Source organism: Phyllobacterium sp. A18/5-2 (assembly GCF_025452215.1).
Lineage (GTDB): Bacteria > Pseudomonadota > Alphaproteobacteria > Rhizobiales > Rhizobiaceae > Phyllobacterium > Phyllobacterium sophorae.
This window is the reverse complement of record NZ_CP104966.1, coordinates 2,493,163-2,515,348: the sequence shown is the minus strand read 5'-3', so window position 1 is coordinate 2,515,348 and position 22,186 is coordinate 2,493,163. Positions and strand designations below refer to the sequence as shown.

Below are 22,186 nucleotides of genomic sequence, written 5' to 3'. Positions count from 1 at the left end.
GCGACGAAATAGCTCTTCGATTTTTATTGATTGATCAGTCAATCAATAATAATATGCCGATCAAACGAGGTTTCTCAACATGCCCAAAGTCGGAATGGAACCACTGCGCAAGCGGGAGTTGATCGATGCTGCTATCCGCACCATCGGCCAGCGCGGCTCGCTTGATGTGACGGTCGCCGAGATTGCCCATGAGGCCGGCGTTTCGCCTGCCCTCGCGCATCATTACTTTGGCGGCAAGGAACAGCTGATCCTCGCCACTATGCGACATCTTTTGAAGGAACTCGGCCGCGACCTGCTGTCAGCCTTGCAAACCGCCGCAACGCCCGCCGCACGCATCGCGGCGATCATTGCCGTCAATTTCTCGGCCTCGCAGTTTGCGCCGCAAACCGTTGCCGCCTGGCTGACTTTCTACGTCCACGCGCAAAAGTCGGAAGATACGCGCCGCCTGCTACGCGTGTACGCGCGGCGCATGCATTCCAATCTCGTGCATGCGCTGCAGCAGCTGACGAGGCGGGATACGGCGATGCAGATCGCCGAGGGAGCGGGCGCAATGATTGACGGGCTCTATATCCGCCATGCGCTGCGCAATGGCGCGCCTGAAGCAGCGAATGCCATAGCGCTCGTAGAAGATTATGTAACGACGAAACTAGCCGCCGCCGGAGCATCGCAATGACAAGGCCGAATATCCTCATACTGATGGTTGATCAGCTGAATGGAACGCTGTTCCCGGATGGCCCGGCGGAATTCATCCATGCACCGCATCTGAAGGCGCTGGCCAAGCGTTCGGCCCGCTTTGCCAACACCTATACGGCCTCGCCTCTCTGTGCCCCTGCCCGCGCGTCCCTCATGTCCGGCCAATTGCCGTCGCGCACCCGGGTCTATGACAATGCCGCCGAGTTCGTTTCCGACATCCCGACCTACGCGCATCATCTGCGCCGGGCTGGCTACTATACGGGGCTTTCCGGCAAGATGCATTTCGTCGGCCCGGACCAGTTGCACGGTCTCGAAGAGCGCCTGACGACCGACATCTATCCGGCTGACTTCGGCTGGACACCGGACTATCGCAAGCCGGGCGAGCGCATCGACTGGTGGTACCACAATCTCGGTTCCGTCACCGGCGCTGGCGTTGCCGAAATTACCAACCAGATGGAATATGATGACGAAGTGGCGTTCCACGCGCGGCAGAAACTCTACCAGCTGTCGCGGGAGTCCGATGATGCGTCGCGGCGACCCTGGTGCCTGACCGTGTCCTTCACCCACCCGCACGACCCTTACGTGGCGCGGCGCCAATACTGGGACCTCTATGAAGGGTCACCCGCGCTCGATCCGGTCGTGGGCGGCATTTCCTTCGAGGAACAGGACCCGCATTCACAGCGGCTGATGGAGGCCTGCGAACACCGGGAGTTCGATATCACCCCGGAACAGGTGCGGCGAGCACGGCAGGGTTATCTCGCCAACATCTCATATATCGACGACAAGGTCGGCGAAATCCTCGAGGTGTTGCGTACGACGCGCATGCTGGAAGACACGATCATCGTCTTCACCTCAGACCATGGCGACATGCTGGGTGAGCGCGGTCTGTGGTTCAAGATGAACTTCTTCGAAGGCTCGGTCCGCGTACCGCTGATGATTGCGGGCAAGGGCATCGCGCCACAATTGATCAGCCAGCCGGTTTCGACGCTCGACATCAATCCAACCCTCGCTGCCCTGGGCGGCATCGATATTGCCGAAGTCCTGCAGTGGACCGATGGTGAAGACCTCACGCCCGTCATGCAAGGCCAGGACCGCGCCGGACCAGTCCTGATGGAATATGCAGCGGAAGGCTCGAATGCGCCGCTGGTCTGCATGCGGGACGGCAAATACAAGTTCGTGCATTGCGAGATCGACCCGCCGCAACTCTTTGATCTTGAATCGGATCCGCGGGAGCTGACCAACCTCGCCAGCGATCCCGCGCATGAGAAACTGCTTGCCGATTTCAAGGCAAGGGCGGGCAAGCGCTGGGACATGGCGGCGTTTGACGCGGCCGTGCGCGAAAGCCAGGCACGGCGCTGGGTTGTGTATGAGGCGCTGCGCAACGGCTCCTACTATCCCTGGGACTATCAGCCGCTGCAGAAGGCCTCGGAGCGCTACATGCGCAATCATATGGATTTGAATGTCCTGGAAGAGAATGCCCGCTATCCGCGCGGCGAGTGAGTAAGGGCCCGGCCATGGAAGCAGATTTCGTCATCATTGGTTCAGGGTCGGCCGGTTCCGCCATGGCTTACCGCCTGTCGGAGGACGGCAAGTACTCCGTGATCGTCATTGAATTTGGCGGCACAGATATTGGCCCCTTCATCCAGATGCCGGCGGCCTTGTCGTTCCCGATGAACATGAGCGCCTATGACTGGGGCTTCAACTCTGAGCCGGAACCGCATCTTGGCGGGCGCACACTGGTGACGCCACGCGGCAAGGTAATCGGCGGATCGTCCTCGATCAACGGCATGGTCTATGTGCGCGGTCACGCGCATGATTTCGACCATTGGGCGGAAAGCGGCGCGGCGGGCTGGTCCTATGCGGACGTGCTGCCCTATTTCAAGCGCATGGAGAATTCGCACGGCGGCGAAGCCGGCTGGCGCGGAACGAGCGGTCCGTTGAATGTCCAGCGCGGCCGGCGCGACAATCCGCTTTTCCACGCCTTCGTCGACGCGGGAAAGCAAGCCGGATTTGAGGTTACCGACGATTACAACGGCTCGAAGCAGGAGGGCTTCGGCGCCATGGAGCAGACGATCTATCAGGGGCGCCGCTGGTCAACCGCCAACGCCTATCTGCGCCCTGCCCTGAAACGTAAAAATGTGAATCTCGTCAACGGCTTCGCCCGGCGTGTGATCATCGAGAATCAACGCGCCGTGGGGGTGGAGATTGCCCGGCGCGGCAAGACGGAAGTGATCCGCGCTCGCCGTGAAGTGATCGTCGCTGCCTCCTCCATCAATTCACCCAAGCTGCTCATGCTGTCGGGTATTGGCCCCGCCGCGCATCTGAAGGAACTTGGCATTCCGGTCGTTGCCGACCGGCCCGGGGTCGGCCAGAACCTGCAGGACCACATGGAGGTCTACATCCAGCAGGAGAGCCTGAAGCCGATCACGCTGAATTCCAAGCTTGGACTTTTCTCCAAGGCATTGATCGGTGCCGAATGGCTGTTCTTCAAGAGCGGCCATGGCGCGACCAACCATTTCGAATCCGCCGCTTTCGTGCGTTCGAAGCCCGGCATCGATTACCCGGATATCCAGTACCACTTCCTGCCGGCCGCCATCCGCTACGATGGCAAGGCGGCGGCGAAGGGTCATGGCTTCCAGGCGCATGTCGGGCCGATGCGTTCGAAATCGCGTGGCAGCGTCACGCTCCGCTCTTCCGATCCTTTCGAGAAGCCGAAGATCCTCTTCAATTACATGTCGCATCCCGATGACTGGGTGGATTTCCGCCATGCCGTGCGATTGACGCGCGAGATTTTCGCCCAGGCGGCGCTCGATCCCTATCGCGGCCGCGAGATTTCGCCGGGTAGCCATGTGCAGACTGACGAGGAGATCGATGACTTCCTGCGCGAACATGCGGAAAGCGCTTTCCACCCCTGCGGGACCTGCAGGATGGGTGCGGCGAATGATCGGACCGCGGTGGTCGATCCCCAATGCCGCGTCATCGGTGTCGAAGGACTCCGCGTTGCCGACAGCTCGATCTTCCCGCGGGTGACGAATGGCAATCTCAACGCGCCGTCGATCATGACCGGTGAAAAGGCTTCCGACCATATCCTTGGCCGCGATCCCCTGCCACGCTCCAACCAGGAACCCTGGATCAATCCGCGCTGGCAGGTAAGTGATCGATAAGTGAAACGGTGCTGGTTATCTCTCCCCTTGTGGGAGAGAAAGCGATTTCAGCACCTTAGCCCTTGCTAAGTGCTAGAAATCGCAAGAGAGGGGATTTGCCAAACAGACTACCCCCTCTCTGGGATTTTCTAAGAATTTAGCGAAGGGCTAAATTCAAGAAAATCCTTTCTCCCCCACAAAGGGGGAGATAAGCGGCGGCCAAATACGATACAAATGAACAAACTTCAGGAGAACACCATGCGCGCACAGCCATCAGCCTCGCATTTCATCAATGGCCGCTTCGTCGAGGACAAGGCAGGCAAGCCGCTTGATGTGATCTACCCGGCGACCGGCGAGATCATCGCCCGGCTCTTCGGTGCCACGCCCGCTCTGATCGAGCAGGCAGTGCACGCAGCGGCAGCCGCGCAACCGGCGTGGGCAGCGCTCAAGCCAGTCGAGCGCGGCCGCATCCTGCGCCGTGCCGCCGATATCCTTCGCGCACGCAATGCCGAAATCGCCGAGCTGGAAACGCTCGATACCGGCAAGGCCATTCAGGAAACGCTGGTCGCAGACCCCGCCTCCGCCGCCGATGCCCTGGAATTTTATGGCGGTATCATCGCCGGGTTCAACGGCGAGATGATCGAGCTTGGCGGCTCCTACGCCTATACGAGGCGCGAGGCGCTGGGCGTCTGCGTCGGCATCGGCGCATGGAACTACCCTATACAGGGCGCGGGCTGGAAATCCGCTCCGGCGCTTGCTGCCGGCAATGCCATGATCTTCAAGCCTTCGGAAAACACCCCGCTCTCCGCCCTCGCCCTCGCCGAAGTCTACAAGGAAGCGGGCTTGCCAGACGGCCTTTTCAATGTGCTGCAGGGCTTTGGCGATGTCGGCTCGCAACTCGTCGATCACCCGCTGGTCGCCAAGGTATCGCTGACCGGATCGGTCCCAACCGGCAAGCGCGTGCTGGCACAGGCCGGCTCGCATATGAAGCACGCCACCATGGAGCTGGGCGGCAAGTCGCCCTTGATCATCTTCGACGATGCCGATGTGGAAAATGCGGTCGGCGGCGCGCTGCTCGGCAATTTCTATTCGACCGGCCAGGTCTGCTCGAATGGCACGCGCGTTTTCGTGCAGAGCGGCATCAAGGACCAGTTCCTCGACCGCCTGACCACGCGCACCAAGGCCATTCGCCTCGGCGATCCGCTTGATCCGGAAATCCATCTCGGACCGCTGGTCAATGCATCCCAGCGCGACAAGGTCGTGTCCTATATCGAAAAGGGCAAGGCCGAAGGAGCAACGCTGCATTTCGGTGGCGGCGTGCCGCAGATGCAGGGGTTTGAGGGCGGCTGTTTTGTCGAGCCGACGATCTTCACCAATGTGACCGATAACATGGTCATCGCCCGCGAGGAGATCTTCGGGCCGGTCATGGCCGTTCTCGATTTCAATGACGAGGACGAGGTCGTCGCCCGCGCCAATGATACGGAGTTCGGCCTGTCGGCCGGTGTTTTCACGAAGGACCTGTCGCGCGCGCACCGCGTGATCAGCCAGCTCAAGGCCGGCACCTGCTGGATCAACACCTACAACCTCGCGCCGGTCGAGATGCCGTTCGGCGGCTTCAAGCAATCCGGCGTCGGCCGCGAGAACGGTTTAGCTGCGCTCTATCACTACAGCCAGATCAAGTCGGTCTATGTGGAAACGGGCAAGGTCGACAGCCCGTATTGAGGTTTGATGGCTTCAAGCGATTCAATATCCGTCAATGGGAAGTCATCTCCCTTATATAGCAGCGGGATATTGTGGACCTTGGCGCATGCATAGGCGAAGCAATCGCCGAAATTCAATCGCGCCGGGTGTGCCACCGCACGTCCGTAATCCCGGCTGGCCTTGATCGCCACGCGATGCATGGCCATGTCAATCGGCACTTCTTGTGCATCAACTTCGATGAGAAACCTTTCGATGAGCTCTTGCGATTGATCAATGAGATGTGCAGGAATCGGCAATTGACCCCCAAGCGTTTCACCACGTTTTTTTCGTGCAAAACTCATTATGGCTTCATATACCGAAAGCGACGAATAGCAGATGGGGGTGACGGCCATTTCAATCTTGTTGGCCAGATGCCTGGCTTCAGGTTCACCCCCAACGATAGCAACAATTGCCGATGCATCCAGAAACATTACAGACCATCCCACCCTTCATCCGTAAACGCCTTCATATCGAAATTGGGATCGTCTGGGCCAATTTGCCGCGCCGCCTCCTGAATGGCCTTTATGCGTTCCCACAACGGTATGCTTTTTCGAGCATTTTCAAGTTCATGCTGCAAGGCAATCCGCACAGCTTCTGTCTTGGTGGGCGCTGCTATCGCCTGCTGCACCTGCTTGGCGAGAGCATCGACTTCATCGTCTCTGATATAAAGGGACATTTCGCGCCTCGCATATTCATTTTATGCATATGCGAATATACATAAGCGTATATTCTCGTAAAAGCAAGGTGAGCTTTGATTATCTCCCTTTACCTACATAATCCACGTACTGCGTCAGCGCGCAGACAAGGTGATAGAAGATCGAGGCCGGAACATCTTCGGCCTTGGCTCTTCCAGTCTCATCGATCAGGTCGATCCAAAGCCCCTTCGGCGCCGGTTCGATATGCCAGCGGAAGAGCCGGCCGACGCGGGCCTCCACTTCCGGCTTGAGGTCCGGCCCGCCATTCCCGTCAAGCGCCATGGCGGCCTTGACCGCTTCGGTCTGCGGCCAGCTGCGGGAATTCGTGTCAAGCGGCAGGCCGTGGCGCGAGACGGCGCCGTAGGCAAGACCGGTGGCCCGGTTCAGACCGTTGGCAATAGCCGATGAATAAAGCTTGCGGGCAAAGCGCGTGACGTCTTTCTGACCGGATGCCGCTGCGAAGTTCACCAGCAGGGAAGCCCATTCGAAGTGGTGGCCGGGCTCGGTCCACTCGCCCTGTTCGCCCGGTGCGCGTTCCCAGTCGCTGCTGAAATATTCGCCGAGGGTCCAGGTTTCCGGATCGAACATGTGATGGCGGAACAGGTCGACAATGCGTGCCGCCCGCTGCAGATAGTCGCGATTGCCGGTCGCGGAGTACCAGGCGAGGAAGGCTTCCAGGAGGTGCATATGCGGGTTTGACCGGCGCAGCCCCTTGTCATCGGGAGTCTCCAGGAACCCCGTCAACCGTGCATCCGCCAGATACTCGTCGATAAACGCAAAGGTTTCGGTGCCCAGCGCCAGCGCCTTGCTGTGCCCCGCCTTGTGCGCATGCGCCAGGGCAAGCAGCACGAAGGACTGGTCATAGGCATCTTCCGTGGCGTCGAGAACACTGCCATCCGGATTGAAGGTCCTGACCCAGCCGCCTCGATCCGTGCGCCCATTGGCGGTGATGAAATCGATGCCATGGTCGATCAGCGCGTGCCCTGGTCCCTGCCAGCCCATTTCACAAGCGACGGCAAAAGCATAAATCTGCCGCGCCATGGTCCGCATCCGTTTGGGGCGGATGATTGGGGTTGCCTCGAAGGACATTGCTTCATGAAACCCGCCATGTTTGTCATCCACGCCGACGGTGGACCAGAGCGGCAGCGTTTCATCGAACAGCCAATGACGGACACGGTTACCATAGGCGCCCACCTGCGGCAGGCGATCCTGAGCAGGAGTGAACTTGGTTTCAAGCCGGCCGGTCTTTTCCAGTTGTTCGACGATCTTGCGAACATTCTGGCTCTCGCTTACCGGCGCAACGAATGTTGCGTCTGATGTCGCCACTACGGCCGTGTCGCGCAAACCGACCGCCGAAAGCAACCGTCCGTCGCTGCGCAGATAGCTGTGCTCGCAATCGATCGCAACGACGTCGCCCACGATCACATTCCCATTGCCGTCGACCGACCCCACTTCCAGCAGGGATTGCCAGGAACCGAGATCATTCCAGCGGAACGTCGCGGGTACGAGCGCGATGTCCGAAGCATGTTCCATAATCGCATAGTCAACCGAAATTGATGGAACGGCGGCGTAAAGGTCATGTGGCAGGTAGGTACCTGAAATATTGGAATTCGCCTGATCAAGCGCTGCAACGGCCTTATCCCAGATATCCGCCGCATGCGCCTTGAAGGCATCGCGCATCACGCTGGCGCGGAAGAGGAAAATCCCGGCATTCCAGAGGAAATGCCCGGATTCTGAGATATCCTTTGGCAGTCTCTTCGTTTGGCTTTTCGACAAAGCGCACCACGTCGCGCGTGCCCGCGGTTTGCGGACCGACTTCAATATAGCCAAATCCGGTTTCCGGGCGGTCGGGCTGAATACCAAAAACGACAATGCGGCCGGCTTGCGCGGCTTCCACGCCCGCCTCGACCGTGTTCCAGAAATCGCGATCGGTGGTGATCTCATGGTCGGAAGGCACGACAAGCACCAGCTCGTCGCCGTGCTCGCGTAAGGTTACCTCCGTTGCCAGCACCACGGCCGCCGCAGTATTACGGCCCATCGGCTCAAGAACCGGCCTGCCGCCGGCAAGGTCTATGCCGGCGAGATCCTGATTGATGCGGTTTGAATGGCGCTCGGATGCCAGCAAATAGACTGGAACGGCCACGTCCCCCTCCCGCGCGCCCATGCGCTTGACGGTACGCAGCAGCATCGAGCCTTGTCCGGAAAGATTATGGAACTGCTTGGGGAAATCCTCACGGGACAAGGGCCAAAGCCGTGAACCGACGCCACCGCTCATGACAAAGCTGATGATCTTTTGCTTTTTTGCCGTCATTGATTGCGGTCCTGCCCTTGCAACGCACTGTAACCCGTGTCGCCAACCGATACAGGAATTTGGATGCCGATCACAGAGGGAAATAGGGAGTAGGTTGATTCAAAAGGTGTTTCTCGCGCATAATCAAATAGTGCATAGAAAACGACTTGCAGGCGTGGAAACCGGACGTTATATACCGGCCGTCACTGGTTTCGGAGTGTAGCGCAGCCTGGTAGCGCACGTCGTTCGGGACGACGGGGTCGGAGGTTCAGAATCCTCTCACTCCGACCAGTGTTTTCATGGGTTTTGTGCGCCAGCCCGCTATTACCCCACAGATTGTGCTCTACCCGCTCAAATGCAGGCTTTCCGTCTTCTCGGCCGAAAGGATCGGGCCGATACCCCTTGAGTCGCCTGACCGTGCATTAAAGCTAACAGCGGGGCCATGTTGTACGCCTGTTAAATGTGCAATTACTGTTTTACGCACAAGATTTAATCACCCTCCATCCGCGCGACCATAGTGCAACCCAATTCAACTCCCAGTAATCGCTTGCATATAAGTAGGTTCAGCCGCCTATGCGCACTGCACTGGCGATACTTTCCCCCAATCATGTCAATGCGGACGTCAGGTTGCCCTTGGCAGATCACTTGGCATGAAACCTGCTTTCATGGTTGTGACGGGTTGTTTTTAACCGTCTGCAACAATTTTCTCTGGGGTATTTTAATGAAGAAAAACTTTGGAACGGGCCGCACGCCCACTTCGGACACCGATCAGATCTCGCAATCGCGCCGCAAGCTGCTGATGGGATGCGCCTGGTTGCCGGCCGCGCCGCTTCTCGCGATGCTGGGTGGCTGCAATGACAGCGACAATGCAATTTCGGACGCCGATGCTCCATCGACATTCGAGCCTCCGGCATCGACGGCCGAGATTTCGCCGCCCATCCCCGCGCCAGACGGGTTGCGAATACCACTGCCGCCGTTCAGCGCGCCCGGGGACAGGCGTACTTGCATCCCAGCAGACACAGCGCGGACAACCGGACACCGGCGACGCTGCGCTCGCCCGGTGTATCAACGCCTGCCACATCGACGCCTGCCACTTCGATTGCTGATGCATCGTCGGCCGATGCACCAGCACCTGTCATTGCGTCTTTCCGGCCGCAGTCTTCCTGGCCGGGGAAAGTCGGGATATACAGTCTTCAGTATAATACGTTCTCGCAGGGTCTTGGCCGCAAGGAAGTGTCGGAGGGCACGCAAGGTTCGGTTCTGTATACCTATGCGGTTACAGATCCGGCTGACAAGAACAAGAAAATAACCAAAACCAAAACCTTTGAAGGGATCGAGACCTGTCTGAAGCGTGCGCTGGACAACAAGTTCGCGCTTTTGTACCGGGCCATGGCGGAGGCCTTTAAAGCGCATCCTCCGCTCGATAGAAAATTCGATGTCAGCTTTTTCACCGCGCCGGAATTCTTCTGGAACGTGCCGTGGGGCGATTTCCTGGATGAAACCGAACTGGTGAAAACGCTAGAAAACGACGGATCGAAAACGATTGCGGATTTAATCCTCGATACGGTAACACGCAACGTCAGAACACTGATATCCCTCTTTCCCATCGAAGAATACGGCCATATTGTCCTGTTGCCAGGCACGATCGCGGTGCTCAGGGCAATGCCTGAGACCAAGCTCGCAGGCAATCCGCCAGCAGGCCTCAGCAGCACCATATACGAGCCGACCAATCGCGTTGTCTGCATCCACAACCTGCCAACGGACGACAAAAACTATCCGCGGCCGGCTTATATGATCTGGCCCAAGCGAGTCGTATCGGATCTCGATTACTATCGATCTCTGACCACTATTGGTGGTATGGCGGGTCCTCCTGCGGTTGGGCCGGCTTGCACATCTGGAAAAATCAAGACAGTTCCGGCTGTCGATATGGAAGTAACATGGTGTGACACGACCAAAGGAGGCCTGAAACTATACATCAAGAAAACCAGTTCATTCAAAGGGCAGTCATTTGACTCGCAGGGTAATGTGCTCCCGGGAAAATTCGAAAACGACATAATAGACGGTCTGCCCTTTGGTATTGATATTTGTCTGGATCATATGGATGCCAGTGTAGAGACGAGCGCCCGCAGGGATGAACTCGACAAGAGCAAGTTCAAACTGGACTTCCTTATTGCGTGTAGTCAGGCGCTGATGGAGAGCAATTTCAAAACCACGCCGACCATACAATATGCGATCCGCAATGATGGCAGGTTGGTTGCGGGTAGCACGAATCCGCAAATCAGGAAACTAAGCTATGACAAGAACGGCGTCATCAACTGCCTTGACGAGAAGGGCAAATTCAAAGCCGATACCGATCTAAAACCTCTCGAGGGTGAGGTCCCTGTCTTTGTCAAAGGCAAAAACAGCCGTTCCGGTCGCTTCGCCAGTCATTGGGGTCATTCCGGAGATTCTGGATAACATGTCCTGGAGCAATGTGACCGTCTGGTCGCTGGATATCGACAATTCAGACAAGCCCGTTGCCGCACATACACTCGTCGCCAGCAATCCACCATCAAATTTGAAGAAAGAACCCGAAATCCAGTTTATCCAATGACCGGATGGGGCGGGTTGGCGTAACGCCGCCCGCCCTTGACACCCTCTACAGTATTTGTTGAAGCCTTGGGCCGTCAGACATTGTAAACACCGCAATATCTAACGCAGAACCTCTTGAATGGACCCTCGGCAGCAATTATTTTTATCTTGAAGCGTGCAGTGCACGCGAACATTGGTGCTTTGCTTACGCTTCATAATTGGAGGTTGTCATGGCAAACACTCTGATGGAAGGCAGGAAGCCTCAGGATTGGGCCAATCTGGTCCTGGCGGTATGCTTGTTCATCTCCCCTTGGTTCTTCGGCTTTATGGCTGAAACCACGCCGACCTGGAACGCATGGATCGTCGGCATCGCGCTCGGTGCTCTGGCGGTCGCAGCGATTTCAGCATTCGCCGAATGGGAGGAATGGGCAAACCTGGTCCTTGGTCTCTGGCTGGTCGCGTCCCCTTGGGTGCTCGGTTTTACGGCCAATGTGAACGCGATGTGGACTAGCGTCGTTTTGGGGCTGCTCGTCGCCGCCGTATCGGCCTGGGCGGTCTGGGACGTTCATCACCCCCACGCACACGCCTGAGTTCTGGACCATTGCTGCAAGGCCCGCCGCGGAAAGCGGCGGGCTCCATCCTATAGCCGCGGAACGGCGGCGATCAGAATACGCGTCGCATTCGACTGCGGATTTGCAAGCACCTGTTCGGTCATTCCAGTTTCGGTGATGCGCCCCTCCTCCATCACGATCATTCTGTCCGCAAAGGCGCGGACGACGGCAAGATCGTGCGAGATGAAGAGGTAGGCGACCCCTGTCTCCTCCTGCAGATCGAGCAGCAGATTGAGGATTTGCGCACGCACCGAGACATCAAGGGCCGATACCGGTTCGTCGAGCACGATAAGGTCGGGCTTGGTCAGAATTGCGCGCGCAATCGCGACACGCTGCCGTTGTCCGCCGGACAATTCCAGCGGAAGCCGCGTTATCAGATCTGCGCTCAGACCGACGCGCTCCAGCCGTCGCGCAGATGACGGTATCGTATTCGGCCTTCGCCGCAAGCCCGTGCAGCCGCAGCGGATCCTCCAGAACGCGCCTGACACTGGCGCGCGGATTGAACGCTGCCAGCGGGTCCTGGAACACCATTTGGAAATGCGGACGCAGGCGCCGCAAACCTTCGCCGCGTAACGCAGTAATATCCTGCCCGCGGAAATGAATCGAACCAGCCTCAGGCGGTAATAGCCGCATGACGAGACGCGCCAGCGTCGTTTTTCCGGAGCCCGAGGCACCGACCACCGCCAGTGTTTCCCCGTTTGAGACCGAGAAATCCACGTTCCTGAGCCCGGCCGCACCGTGATCCCCGAAGCGTTTGGCAAGGCTCCTGACCTCGAGTATGGGGGACGCGCGCTGCATCATTGCAGGCCATCCGCATTGATTTCGGCGAGCCGCTTCCGGCGCGGCATATCCAGTGAAATATGCGTGGCGATCAGCGCTTTCGTGTAGGCATGCTCCGGTTCACCCAGGACCCCGGCGGTGGGCCCCCATTCAACCAGCTTTCCCTTGTAAAGCACCCCGATCGTATCGGCGCGCTCGGAAGCCAGGGCTATATCATGGGTGACGAACAGCAGGGTCAGGCCATTGTCCCGCACCAGTTCATCGAGAAGATTGACGATATGCCTCTGCACCACCGTATCGAGCGCGCTGGTTGGCTCGTCAGCAATGAGCAGCGACGGATTGCCTGCCAGGGCGGCGGCGAGAGCGATGCGCTGTTTCTGCCCGCCCGAAAATTCATGCGGATAGCTGTTGAGCCGGGAAAGCGGCTTTGGAATATGAACACGATCAAGCAATTCGGCGGCCATCAAACGCGCCGATATCCAGCTCAGGCCCCGATGCGTCATCACCACTTCGGCAATCTGGTCTCCTATCGTCATCACCGGGTCAAGACTGCCGCTAGGGTCCTGAAACAACACGCCGATGTCCTTGCCAAGGCTTGGCTGGCGCGGCAAGGCGGGAAACTCGATTGTCCCGCCGGAACGTGCCCGCCGTGGCAAGAGGCCGGCGATTGCCATGGCAAGCGTCGATTTACCGGACCCGCTCTCGCCAATGAGCGCCAGCCTTCCGCCCTTGGCAAGCTGCAGCGATACGTCCTGCAGGGCAGCGGTCCCGCCATAATCCACGGTGAGGTTCCGGATGCGCAGGTAAGGTTCGCTCATGGCTGCAGCCTCTCGGTGCGTGAGAGCCCCCGGCCGATCAGGTGAATACCGAGGACGGTAATGACCAGTGCCAATCCCGGAACGATCGACAGATAGGGCGCGGCGCGCAACACGGCACGCCCTTCCGCGATCATGCTGCCCCAGGTCACGCGGTTCGGGTCGCCAAAACCGAGGAACGACAGTGCCGCCTCGATCAGAATGGCAGCTGCGACGGATATGGCGGCAAGCGAAGCTGTCGGGCCGAAGGCATTGGGCAATATCTCGCGAAAGGCGATCTCCAGCGGCCGCATGCCGAGTGTTCGCGCGGCGGCGACAAAATCACGCTCGCGCAGGGACAGGACCTCGGCGCGGGTCACACGGGCGGCCTGGGTCCAGTTGCCAAGGCTGATGGCGAAAATCAGTGTCGCGACGCTCGGTCCAGTCACGCTGATCGATGCAAGCGCCAGAAGGAACCCGGGAACGGTCTGAAAAGCCTCGGTAATGCGCATCAGCACCGTATCGGCAATGCCTCCGAGGAAACCCGCGAGCGTGCCAACGATGCTGCCGGCGATCAGCGCGACTGCCGCCGAAGAGAAAGCAACAAGCAGTGTGGTGCGCGTTCCATGCAACAGACCCGCAAGCACGTCGCGGCCGAGCCGGTCAGTCCCAAGCATGTGCGTCCCGGATGTGAATGGCCGCAGCATCGGCTCGCCGGTAATGGCCAGCGGATCGCCGGGCGCAAGCAAGGGTGCCAGCAGCGCCATCAGGACAAGGATCGCGAGCAAAATCAAACCGGCGCGCCCCTCGAAGTTCATCTGTCTCCAGAAGATCATCGCCCGGCCCTCACACGAGGATCGAGCTTGCCATAGGCAAGATCGACGAGGAGATTGGCGATGATTACGGTGACGGCACTGCACAGGATCACACCGAGCAGCAGCGGCGTATCCCGGCGCGCCACGGCTTCCGCGGCGAGGCGGCCGAAGCCCGGAATGGCGAAGACGCTTTCCACCACGACACTGCCGCCCAGCATCGCTGCCGCCTGCAATCCCAGCATGGTCACAACCGGCAGCACGGCGTTTCGGGCGACGTGGCGCCAGACGATGCGCCGGCGGCTGAGGCCTCGCGCTTCCAAAGCCCTGACGAAGGGATCGCGCCAGATTTCGCCCATGCGGTCACGCATCAGCCGCAGGTAGAGCGCCATATAGACCATGGCGAGTGACGCGACGGGCAAGACCAGATGGGCGGCGATATCGCCGATACGCGCCAGGCCGGATTTGCCGGAAGCGACGGTCTCGATACCGCCGATGGGAAGCCAGCGCAGGTCCACGGCAAAGATCACGATCAGGACCAGGCCAAGCCAGAAACCCGGCACCGCATAAAGCGCCAGCGATGTAATGGAGAGGAAACGGTCGCGAAACGATCCAGGTCTTGCGCCAGCGAGAACGCCGAGCAGGGAACCAAGGAAGAAAGCCAGCGCCGTGGCAATACCCATGAGCAGCAGCGTGACCGGCAGGCGCTCGGCAATCACCGAGCCAACGGGCCGCTCGAAGGCGGTGGACCAGCCGAGATCGCCTTGCGCCAGCGCCGATGCATAGGCCCTGAAACGGTGGAGCGGCCCCTGATCAAGCCCCCATTCCTGCCGCAACTGCGCCATTTGCTCGGCATCCATGGCGCCGGACCGCGCCACATAGGAATCGACCGCATCGCCGGAAGCGGCCTCAAGCAGCAGGAAGCTGCCAACCAGCACCACGATAAGAACCGGAAGCGCACCAAGAAGGCGTCTCAGGAAAAAGGAAACGAAAGGCGGCAAGAATTGCTCCGGCTGTCAGGCGAACAGGTTTGGAGTCTAGAGGGATTGGCTCTGGAAAACAAACGGGTTTGTACTATACGGCCAAAAGGTATATACACACTCGTATATACTTTTTGTCGAGGAATACGAACATGCCGCAGATTGCAAAAGTATTTAACTCCGGGAATTCGCAGGCTGTACGCCTGCCGAAGGAATTCCGCTTGAATGTCGAGGAAGTTGAAATTTCGCGCGAGGGCGATGCTCTTATCCTGCGTCCCCACAAGGCCGACAAGCAGGCATGGAGTTCGCTCAAAGCGGCCCTCGATCATGGCTTCAGCCCAGACTTTCTGGACGGCGGTCGCGAGCAACCCGCGGCGCAGGAGCGGCCGGAATTGGACACGTTGTTCAAATGATGCGCTATGTGCTTGATACCAATGCTGTAATTCAGTTGGTCTCGCGGAAATCGGACGGCTTGGTCCGCCTCATCCTTGAAAAGCGCGAGGGGGGAGATTGGTATCCCTTCGGTCGTCGCGCATGAGCTCTATTTCGGTGTCTACAAGAGCCAAAAGATTTCCTTCAACCTGGAAGCTCTCCGTCTGCTTCTTCTCGATTTTCCCATTTTGGAGTTTGATCAGGAAGATGCGCGGGTATCGGGAGAGCTGCGCAGCACGCTGGCACAGGCCGGCCAGCCCATAGGGCCTTACGATGTGCTCATCGCGGGCCAGGCAAAAGCCCGCGACCTGATTCTCATAACCAACAATGTTCGCGAGTTTCAAAGGGTGGAGGGCCTGAAGGTCGAAGACTGGACCATCTAGCTATCTAACAATATCCCCCTACCCCTTCACCCACACATTCGCCCAGTTCGACACGGCCCAGCGCGGGTTGTCGGAGACGTTCTGCACAGTGTCGCGCGCCACGGTGATGAAGGAAAACTCGGCGACATTGATCAGCGGCAGGTCGTCGGCGGCTTTCTTCTGCAGTTCCTTGTAGAGTCCGGCGCGCTTTTCCGCATCGACAGTTGATGCAGCCTCCTTGATCAGCTTGTCCACTTCCGGATTGGCATAGCCATACTGGTTGGAGAACGGCACACCCGCAGGCAGGCCGCTTTCGAACAGGATCGTGGTGGAAATCGCCGGGTCGGAGCGATAGACCGGCGTCGCGACCGTGATGTCGAAATCATGGTCGGTATAGACCGCCTTCAAATGCGCGGGGGTATCATTGCTGACCACCTGCGCATCGATCCCGACCTTGGCCAAAGCCTGACGAAGATAATCGCCGAACTGCTTGGTTTCGTTGAAGAATGGCGCGGGCAAAAGCTTCAGCTTGAAGCGTTTGCCGTCTGCTCCACGCTTGTAGCCGGCTTCATCGAGCAGCGCTTCCGCCTTGGCCGGGTCGAAGGCATATTTGGTCACATCCGGCTCATAGAAAGTCTTGTCGTAGGCGGGGACCGGTCCCGTCGATGACTTGGCATAGCCGAGGAAAATGGTCTTGACGACGAAATCATGATCGATTGCATGGGCAAGCGCCTGCCGTACCTTGACGTCGGCAAGCTCCTTGCGGCGATGATTGATCTCGACGATCAGCTGATAGGTCAGCCCTTCATAGCCATTGGAATAGACCTTCAGGCCCGGCACCTTGGATATACGGTCCAGATCGGCAAGCGGGACGGCGGAGAAACCCGCAAGCTGTATCTGCTCGGCTTCCAGCGCATTGCCCGCTGCAGCGCGGTCAGGCAGGAACTGGTAGACGATCTCATCCAGCAGCGGCTCGTCCTTTTGCCAATAGGCGTCATTGCGCTTGAGCAGATAATATTCGCCGGGCTTGTGCTCGCCGAACTTGAATGGACCTGTTCCAACGAGCTGCTGATTGGCCGGATTCTTGGCGATGTCCGTCCCCTCATAGACATGCTTCGGCACGACCGAGGTTACCACCGGCAGAGCGTTGCGGATGAGCTGGAATGGTGTCGGTTGCGAGAATCTGAAGATCGCGGTGTGCTCGTCCGGCGTCTCGACGCTTTCGAGGTTCTTGAAAACCACGCGGCCAAGATTTTGCAGTTTCTTCCAGACCTCAAGGGCCGAAAACGCAACGTCGGCCGAGGTGAACGGCTTGCCATCATGCCAGGTCACACCCTCGCGCAGCTTGAACGTCACCGTCAAACCGTCAGCGGACCCTTCCCAGGATGTGGCGAGGCGCGGCGACAGCCCGTCCTTGCCGTCATAGGATTGTTCGGCCAACGGCTCGATGACCTTGCTGGCGACGAAGAACACACCGTTCGAGGCAACGATGGCCGGATTGAGGTTGGCGGGCTCACTATCGCCAGCGACAACCAGACGCCCACCCTTCGCAGGTGTTGCCGATTGTGCCCAGCTCAGGTCAGACAGGATCGTCATCGCCCCGATGCTGGCGGTCGTGGCGAGAAAAGCGCGTCGGTTCAACAGGATACGGGACATTGTTGCAATCCTCTTATTCGGCAGGGGTTCGGGATAGAATACCGCTCAGTGCGGAAATGATGGTGCGGGCAAAAGCCGGCTCGGCGGAAGCTCCCATATGGCCGATGCGCAGGATCTTGCCTGCGGTCTCGCCGCGCCCAAGCGAGACCAGTATGCCGTGGTCCTGCAACAGGCTGTCCCGAAGCGTTACGTCGCTGATGCCCTCAGGTACTTTAAAGGCAGTCGCCGTCGGGGCGCACCAGGCCTCTTGCTTCGGCCACAGTGCGAGGCCAAGCCCGAGTAATCCTTGGCGTGCGACCAGGGCCGTTTGTGCATGGCGTATCCATACATTGGCCGGACCTTCCCTCGTGTAGCGATCGAGCGCTGCGTCCAGTGCGTATATTTCGGCGATGGATGGCGTTACCGGGAAAGGCTTGCCGGCCTCCGACGCCCCCTTCCATGCAAGAAGGCTGAGGAACGAGCCGCGCGGCGCATCGGGATTGGCCTCGACCTTCGCCCAGGCGCGTTCGGTGACAGCGATGAGACTGAGACCGGGTGTGCTGCCGAGACATTTCGAAGGCGAGGTGATGAAAATGTCCGCATGTGCATCTTGTGGATGCGTATCCATGCCGGCGAATGACGATACGGCATCGGCGATCAGATAAGCGCCGTGCTCGGCTACAACCGCCCCGATTTCATGCAAGGGATTGAGCGTGCCGGACGGTGTATCGTGATGACATAGCGACACGACTGAAATGTCAGGACGCCTGCGCAAGACCTCGCGCACCGCTTGAGCGTCAATGATCTCGTCATAGGGCACGGCAAGTTCAACGACTTCCTTCCCATATCGCGCCGCCCAGGTAGCGAAACCCTTGCCATAGACACCCGAAACCAGGTTGAGAACCACGTCGTTTCTGGCAATGAGTGCCGCGGCCGCAGCCTCGATGCCAAGGATGGCCTCGCCCTGCATGATCACCGGATCATTGTCGGTCCTCAACGCCTGCCGCAGCTTCTCGACGACGCCGGCATAGTAGGTCTGGAACGCCGGGTGATAATCATAGAGCACCGGCTTGCCAAGCGCGGCGAGCACTTCGGGATAGGCCGGCACTGGTCCGGTGGTGAGCATGAGCGGCGGGATGGGAAGCATTGATCGCACTTCGGAATTTCATCCCATTCTTGATAATCTGCTCAGGATGCAGACCTTATTCTCCGTATTGCCGGAAACCAAGAAAAACCATTCCAATAATTCAGGAAACGTTGATGCCGATTATCCCTCCCTTGCGGGAGAGATGGCAAGCGTCGAGGCTCGGCCTCGCTCTTCCACCCCTCACTCCAGCGGAATGACGTCGACCGACTGCTTGCCCTCCTGCGAGCCGCTGGTCTTGAGGACGCCGACAATCGGCGACACATCCGCATAGTCGCGGCCGTAGCCGATAGTAATATGGTCGTTGCCGGCAATCATGGCGTTGGTCGGGTCGAACTCCTGCCAGCCAGCCTCGCGTCCGCACCACACGCGAACCCAGGCATGCATTGCATCAGCGCCCTCGAGCCGTTCCTCGCCGGGTGGCGGAATGGTGCGCAGGAAGCCGCTGACATACCCGGCCGGGATGCCGATGCCGCGCAGGCCGGCGATCATGACATGGCTGAAATCCTGACACACCCCTGCCCGGAGATCGAACGCCTGGCGCGCATTCGTTCTCACATCGGTGACGTCGGATTCATAGGTGAAGTCAGCATGGATACGATTGTTCAGATGTTTGACCGCTTCCATTACCGTGCGTGTACCTGCAAGGCTCTTCGCCGCATAGGCCGTGATTTCCGGATCGATCGTTGCATGGGCGCTGCTGGTCAGGAAGTGATGCGGCGCATCGGCTGCAATCGACCAGACGCTACGGATCTCCCGTTGCAGGCCGGCGAGATCGGGCGAAACATCAAGCATGTTTGGCGGACGGGTTACATTGACACGGGCGGTCATTGTCACGTCCAGCGTCTCATGCGGATTGCGATAGACAATCGAGGTGACAGTGTTCGAAAAGAAGTCCGTGAATTCCGACCGCTCTGTCGAGACCGGATCGAAGGAGAGGCTGGAAGCTATCACGCGCTGGACACCCGTCATTGTCTGGGGCATGACGCGGATATGATGCCGCCCGCCCGCTGCCGACCGCTCGTAGTCGTAATGGAGGTGAAGACGGATGTTATAAAGCATGCGTCGCAACCCTCACGCGAAATAGGTATCGGAAATCGTATCGGACAGCGTGCCGATTTCGAAGGCGAGCGTGCCGAGTTTTTCCGGCGTCAGGTCGGTTGCCTCCATGATCGCGAGATCCGTGTGGAGGCGCAACACCTTCTTGGAAAACGCCGGCATGTTGGCACCCGCCTCTCGCGACGGCAGCAGGCTGAACTCCGTCTTCAGCGCATCGAGCTGGAAGATGATCGAACGCGGGTTGAGCGGATCGAGCGCCAGCAGATCAAGGACACTGATCCGGCCGGAATAAACGCTGTACTGCCGCCGGTGAGTCATGACGCTGTCGCCGATCTCCAGCAGCATTTCCAGCGCGCCATCCGCCGCATCATGGCGCGACAACGTCGCCAGGATCCGCGCCATCTGAATGCCGCGCTCGAGCCGGCGGCCGATTTCGAGAAAACGCCAGCCGGTAAAGCGATACATGTTTTCATGCACGAGACCGGAGAAACCGGCGAGCTTGCGCAGGATGATCGTCATGGCACGCGTAGTGTCGTCGCCAGGTGATACGACGTCCTGAAAACGATGGATCGTCTTCGACAGATCGCGCAGGGCCAGCCAGCCATCGGGCGAAAATCTGTCGCGAATGCGTCCGGCGCTGAGCATCGCGCCATCGATGGAGCGCTGCAGCCCCTTGGGAATGGCGGTATCGAGATTGACGCCCAGCGGCTTCAGGTAATCGCGCATTTCCGCCAGCAGCGGCAGTTCCATATTGGCCGCCTCGGCATAGCGCGCATGACAGGCACGCAGGATACGCGCCGTCCCTTCCGCGCGCTCAATGTAGCGGCCCATCCACATCAGGTTTTCGGCAGCGCGGCTTGGCAGCGTCCCCGGCACATTGCGCCGGAACGTATCGTCCTCACGTGGCAGAAGCGTATCCTTGGCGACCGGACCGCTCGAGGTGATCCAGACGTCGGCGGCCTGTCCGCCCCTCTGCATGGCGATCGCAGCGGTATCGAGCGTGAAACCGACCCGGGCAAATCCTCCCGGCATGAAGCTCCAGCCATCCTTGTGCCGTGCCGCAAAGACGCGCAGCACGAATGGCCGCGGCTCGAGCCTGCCGTCGACATAGACCGGCGTAGTCGAGAGTTTGATGGCCTCCTGGCCGACCAGCCCGCGCCCGTCCTTCTGCAATCTGGCAAGCAGCCCCTGGCGCGCTACGTCGTCGAGGCTGGAACCAAGTACCGTTACATTGCCATCCTCGAAGGGCAGCCGCGTCGACATTGCTGGACCGACCATCATCTGGTCGAGCCGGTCGATCACATGCTTGCACTCCTTCTCTTGCCCGCACCACCAGGTCGCGATGCTCGGCAATGCGAGTTCGCGATTGTGCAGCGCCTGCGAAATGGCCGGCAGGAAAGCCAGCAGTGCACGGGTTTCGAGTATCCCCGATCCGAGCGCATTGACCAGCGAGACTGAGCGCCGGCGCAATGCGCCGACCATGCCCGGCGTGCCGATCCATGAATCGGTCTTCAGTTCCAGCGGGTCCACATAGGCAGCATCCATGCGCCGCCAAAGGACATCGACGGGCTTGAGACCGGAAACGGTCCGCACCATCACCTTGCCCTTGCTGACCGTCAGGTCATCGCCTTCCAGCAACATGATGCCGAGGTAGCGGGCGATGTAGGCGTGTTCGAAATAGGTTTCATTGTTCGGTCCGGGCGTCAGGATCGCGGCGCGCCCTTGCGGACTATTGATCAGCCCTTGCAAACTGTCGCGGAAATCCTTGAAGAAGCCCGCCAGCCGGTGAACATTCATGGCGCCCGAAATGTCCGACAGCGCGCGGGTCGTCGCGACGCGGTTCTCCAGCGCGAAACCTGCACCGGACGGCGCCTGCGTCCGGTCGCCAAGCACCCACCATTGACCATTCGGCCCGCGCCCGAGTTCAAAGGCACAGAAATGCAGGAAATGACCGCTCGCGGGCTTTACCCCCGCCACGGGATGCAGGAATTCCGGATTCGAGGCAACCAGGTCAGGGGGAAGCAAACCGTCCCGTATCAGCTTGTTCTCGCCGTAAACGTCGGCAACGATGTCTTCGAGCAGGTCGGCCCGCTGCGTCAGGCCAAGGGTGATCGACCGCCATTCATCCTCATTGATCAAAATCGGAATGTGGGCGAGCGGCCATTCGCGCTCCTGCGTACCGTTCTCGTTATAGACACGGTAAAACACGCCAGCATCATGCAAATACTGATTGGCGCGGGCAAAGCGCGTCGCAAGCTTTTCCGGGCCGATCTCGTCGAGTGTGTGAAGCAGGGTTTCCCAGCCGGGGCGGACCGCGCCTGACGGATCGATCATCTCGTCGGCGACATTGGGCAGGGGCCTGTAGCTCGCAAGCAGGCCGGGCCGGGTTTCTGATCCGGCTCCGGGCAGCGATTGTGCTGGTTTGCTTGCAGTCATGCTTCCTTT

General features: G+C 59.3%; 18 protein-coding genes, 1 tRNA gene and 4 pseudogenes. 10 read left to right on the top strand and 13 right to left on the bottom strand.

Annotation, left to right across the window (positions count from 1 at the left end; translation table 11 throughout):
- Window positions 1-79: 79 nt before the first annotated feature.
- The 4 genes from betI (at window position 80) to betB (ending at window position 5,558) form a co-directional block, all read left to right on the top strand.
- Complete coding sequence (gene betI, locus N8E89_RS12455) at window positions 80-673, top strand: transcriptional regulator BetI (RefSeq protein ID WP_106666485.1); 594 nt, start codon at window positions 80-82, stop codon at window positions 671-673.
- The gene (gene betC, locus N8E89_RS12450) at window positions 670-2,193 is read left to right on the top strand and encodes a choline-sulfatase (protein ID WP_106666484.1); all 1,524 of its coding nucleotides are present in this window, start codon (window positions 670-672) and stop codon (window positions 2,191-2,193) included. Before betI ends, betC begins: the two co-directional genes overlap by 4 nt.
- A gap of 14 nt (window positions 2,194-2,207) precedes the next feature.
- The gene (gene betA / locus N8E89_RS12445) at window positions 2,208-3,857 is read left to right on the top strand and encodes a choline dehydrogenase (RefSeq protein ID WP_106666483.1); all 1,650 of its coding nucleotides are present in this window, start codon (window positions 2,208-2,210) and stop codon (window positions 3,855-3,857) included.
- A 237-nt stretch (window positions 3,858-4,094) separates the two neighbouring features.
- Window positions 4,095-5,558, top strand: coding sequence for a betaine-aldehyde dehydrogenase (gene betB, locus N8E89_RS12440; RefSeq protein ID WP_106666533.1), 1,464 nt, complete (start codon window positions 4,095-4,097; stop codon window positions 5,556-5,558).
- Here the strand turns inward: betB and N8E89_RS12435 are convergent.
- From N8E89_RS12435 to N8E89_RS29320, 3 genes and pseudogenes are all read right to left on the bottom strand, one after another.
- Complete coding sequence (locus N8E89_RS12435) at window positions 5,522-6,007, bottom strand: type II toxin-antitoxin system VapC family toxin (protein ID WP_262260052.1); 486 nt, start codon at window positions 6,005-6,007, stop codon at window positions 5,522-5,524. The genes betB and N8E89_RS12435 overlap by 37 nt on opposite strands.
- Complete coding sequence (locus tag N8E89_RS12430; protein ID WP_106666481.1) at window positions 6,007-6,252, bottom strand: type II toxin-antitoxin system VapB family antitoxin; 246 nt, start codon at window positions 6,250-6,252, stop codon at window positions 6,007-6,009. Before N8E89_RS12430 ends, N8E89_RS12435 begins: the two co-directional genes overlap by 1 nt.
- 79 nt (window positions 6,253-6,331) lie before the next feature.
- Window positions 6,332-8,582 (bottom strand): annotated as a pseudogene (locus tag N8E89_RS29320) (AGE family epimerase/isomerase).
- A 192-nt stretch (window positions 8,583-8,774) separates the two neighbouring features.
- Here N8E89_RS29320 and N8E89_RS12415 point away from each other — a divergent pair.
- Window positions 8,775-8,852 (top strand) — tRNA-Pro (locus tag N8E89_RS12415).
- 477 nt (window positions 8,853-9,329) lie between these two features.
- Here the strand turns inward: N8E89_RS12415 and N8E89_RS12410 are convergent.
- Window positions 9,330-9,569: a hypothetical protein gene (locus N8E89_RS12410; protein ID WP_262260048.1), complete on the bottom strand. Its 240-nt coding sequence runs from the start codon at window positions 9,567-9,569 to the stop codon at window positions 9,330-9,332.
- On the opposite strand from N8E89_RS12410, the gene N8E89_RS12405 reads away from it, so the two are divergent.
- The 3 genes from N8E89_RS12405 to N8E89_RS12395 all read left to right on the top strand — a co-directional run bounded on the left by N8E89_RS12405 (window position 9,564) and on the right by N8E89_RS12395 (window position 11,722).
- On the top strand, window positions 9,564-11,018 hold the full coding sequence (locus tag N8E89_RS12405) for a hypothetical protein (protein WP_262260045.1): 1,455 nt from the start codon (window positions 9,564-9,566) through the stop codon (window positions 11,016-11,018). The genes N8E89_RS12410 and N8E89_RS12405 overlap by 6 nt on opposite strands.
- Window position 11,019: 1 nt before the next feature.
- On the top strand, window positions 11,020-11,154 hold the full coding sequence (locus N8E89_RS12400; protein WP_262260044.1) for a hypothetical protein: 135 nt from the start codon (window positions 11,020-11,022) through the stop codon (window positions 11,152-11,154).
- 208 nt (window positions 11,155-11,362) lie between these two features.
- A complete protein-coding gene (locus N8E89_RS12395) occupies window positions 11,363-11,722 on the top strand; it encodes an SPW repeat protein (protein ID WP_106666478.1) in 360 nt (119 codons plus the stop codon).
- Between the two features lie 50 nt (window positions 11,723-11,772).
- Here the strand turns inward: N8E89_RS12395 and N8E89_RS12390 are convergent.
- The 5 genes and pseudogenes from N8E89_RS12390 to N8E89_RS12375 all read right to left on the bottom strand — a co-directional run bounded on the left by N8E89_RS12390 (window position 11,773) and on the right by N8E89_RS12375 (window position 15,130).
- Window positions 11,773-12,544: pseudogene (locus N8E89_RS12390) on the bottom strand (ABC transporter ATP-binding protein).
- Window positions 12,541-12,873 (bottom strand): ABC transporter ATP-binding protein, encoded by a 333-nt coding sequence (locus tag N8E89_RS29315; RefSeq protein ID WP_410010375.1) that lies wholly within the window; start codon window positions 12,871-12,873, stop codon window positions 12,541-12,543. The pseudogene N8E89_RS12390 and the gene N8E89_RS29315 overlap by 4 nt, the downstream one beginning before the upstream one ends.
- A gap of 15 nt (window positions 12,874-12,888) precedes the next feature.
- Window positions 12,889-13,257 (bottom strand): annotated as a pseudogene (locus N8E89_RS29310) (ATP-binding cassette domain-containing protein); the annotation flags it as partial.
- 80 nt (window positions 13,258-13,337) lie between these two features.
- A complete protein-coding gene (locus N8E89_RS12380) occupies window positions 13,338-14,153 on the bottom strand; it encodes an ABC transporter permease (RefSeq protein WP_106666475.1) in 816 nt (271 codons plus the stop codon).
- Window positions 14,150-15,130: an ABC transporter permease gene (locus N8E89_RS12375; RefSeq protein ID WP_106666474.1), complete on the bottom strand. Its 981-nt coding sequence runs from the start codon at window positions 15,128-15,130 to the stop codon at window positions 14,150-14,152. Before N8E89_RS12375 ends, N8E89_RS12380 begins: the two co-directional genes overlap by 4 nt.
- A 131-nt stretch (window positions 15,131-15,261) precedes the next feature.
- Between N8E89_RS12375 and N8E89_RS12370 the strand changes: the two genes are divergently transcribed.
- Together N8E89_RS12370 and N8E89_RS12365 are read left to right on the top strand one after the other, a co-directional pair.
- Window positions 15,262-15,522: an antitoxin gene (locus N8E89_RS12370; RefSeq protein WP_106666473.1), complete on the top strand. Its 261-nt coding sequence runs from the start codon at window positions 15,262-15,264 to the stop codon at window positions 15,520-15,522.
- Window positions 15,519-15,924: pseudogene (locus N8E89_RS12365) on the top strand (type II toxin-antitoxin system VapC family toxin). The gene N8E89_RS12370 and the pseudogene N8E89_RS12365 overlap by 4 nt, the downstream one beginning before the upstream one ends.
- 18 nt (window positions 15,925-15,942) lie before the next feature.
- On the opposite strand, the gene N8E89_RS12360 reads toward N8E89_RS12365, so the two are convergent.
- The 4 genes from N8E89_RS12360 to N8E89_RS12345 form a co-directional block, all read right to left on the bottom strand.
- Window positions 15,943-17,499 carry an ABC transporter substrate-binding protein gene (locus N8E89_RS12360; protein ID WP_410010374.1) on the bottom strand — a complete coding sequence of 519 codons (1,557 nt, stop codon included), beginning with the start codon at window positions 17,497-17,499 and terminating at the stop codon, window positions 15,943-15,945.
- 73 nt (window positions 17,500-17,572) lie between these two features.
- Window positions 17,573-18,685, bottom strand: coding sequence for a pyridoxamine--pyruvate transaminase (gene ppaT, locus N8E89_RS12355; protein WP_262261891.1), 1,113 nt, complete (start codon window positions 18,683-18,685; stop codon window positions 17,573-17,575).
- A gap of 180 nt (window positions 18,686-18,865) precedes the next feature.
- Window positions 18,866-19,744, bottom strand: coding sequence for a transglutaminase family protein (locus N8E89_RS12350; RefSeq protein WP_106666470.1), 879 nt, complete (start codon window positions 19,742-19,744; stop codon window positions 18,866-18,868).
- A 12-nt stretch (window positions 19,745-19,756) separates the two neighbouring features.
- On the bottom strand, window positions 19,757-22,177 hold the full coding sequence (locus N8E89_RS12345; protein WP_106666469.1) for a circularly permuted type 2 ATP-grasp protein: 2,421 nt from the start codon (window positions 22,175-22,177) through the stop codon (window positions 19,757-19,759).
- Between the last annotated feature and the right edge of the window lie 9 nt (window positions 22,178-22,186).

What these genes read in the sequence shown, in the direction of transcription:
- betI (WP_106666485.1), top strand. Translation starts at nt 80, where the DNA reads ATGCCCAAAGTCGGAATGGAACCACTGCGCAAGCGGGAGTTGATCGAT.
- betC (WP_106666484.1), top strand. Translation starts at nt 670, where the DNA reads ATGACAAGGCCGAATATCCTCATACTGATGGTTGATCAGCTGAATGGA.
- betA (WP_106666483.1), top strand. Translation starts at nt 2,208, where the DNA reads ATGGAAGCAGATTTCGTCATCATTGGTTCAGGGTCGGCCGGTTCCGCC.
- betB (WP_106666533.1), top strand. Translation starts at nt 4,095, where the DNA reads ATGCGCGCACAGCCATCAGCCTCGCATTTCATCAATGGCCGCTTCGTC.
- N8E89_RS12435 (WP_262260052.1), bottom strand. Translation starts at nt 6,007, where the DNA reads ATGTTTCTGGATGCATCGGCAATTGTTGCTATCGTTGGGGGTGAACCT.
- N8E89_RS12430 (WP_106666481.1), bottom strand. Translation starts at nt 6,252, where the DNA reads ATGTCCCTTTATATCAGAGACGATGAAGTCGATGCTCTCGCCAAGCAG.
- N8E89_RS12410 (WP_262260048.1), bottom strand. Translation starts at nt 9,569, where the DNA reads ATGCAAGTACGCCTGTCCCCGGGCGCGCTGAACGGCGGCAGTGGTATT.
- N8E89_RS12400 (WP_262260044.1), top strand. Translation starts at nt 11,020, where the DNA reads ATGTCCTGGAGCAATGTGACCGTCTGGTCGCTGGATATCGACAATTCA.
- N8E89_RS12395 (WP_106666478.1), top strand. Translation starts at nt 11,363, where the DNA reads ATGGCAAACACTCTGATGGAAGGCAGGAAGCCTCAGGATTGGGCCAAT.
- N8E89_RS12380 (WP_106666475.1), bottom strand. Translation starts at nt 14,153, where the DNA reads ATGATCTTCTGGAGACAGATGAACTTCGAGGGGCGCGCCGGTTTGATT.
- N8E89_RS12370 (WP_106666473.1), top strand. Translation starts at nt 15,262, where the DNA reads ATGCCGCAGATTGCAAAAGTATTTAACTCCGGGAATTCGCAGGCTGTA.
- N8E89_RS12360 (WP_410010374.1), bottom strand. Translation starts at nt 17,499, where the DNA reads ATGACGATCCTGTCTGACCTGAGCTGGGCACAATCGGCAACACCTGCG.
- ppaT (WP_262261891.1), bottom strand. Translation starts at nt 18,685, where the DNA reads ATGCTTCCCATCCCGCCGCTCATGCTCACCACCGGACCAGTGCCGGCC.
- N8E89_RS12350 (WP_106666470.1), bottom strand. Translation starts at nt 19,744, where the DNA reads ATGCTTTATAACATCCGTCTTCACCTCCATTACGACTACGAGCGGTCG.
- N8E89_RS12345 (WP_106666469.1), bottom strand. Translation starts at nt 22,177, where the DNA reads ATGACTGCAAGCAAACCAGCACAATCGCTGCCCGGAGCCGGATCAGAA.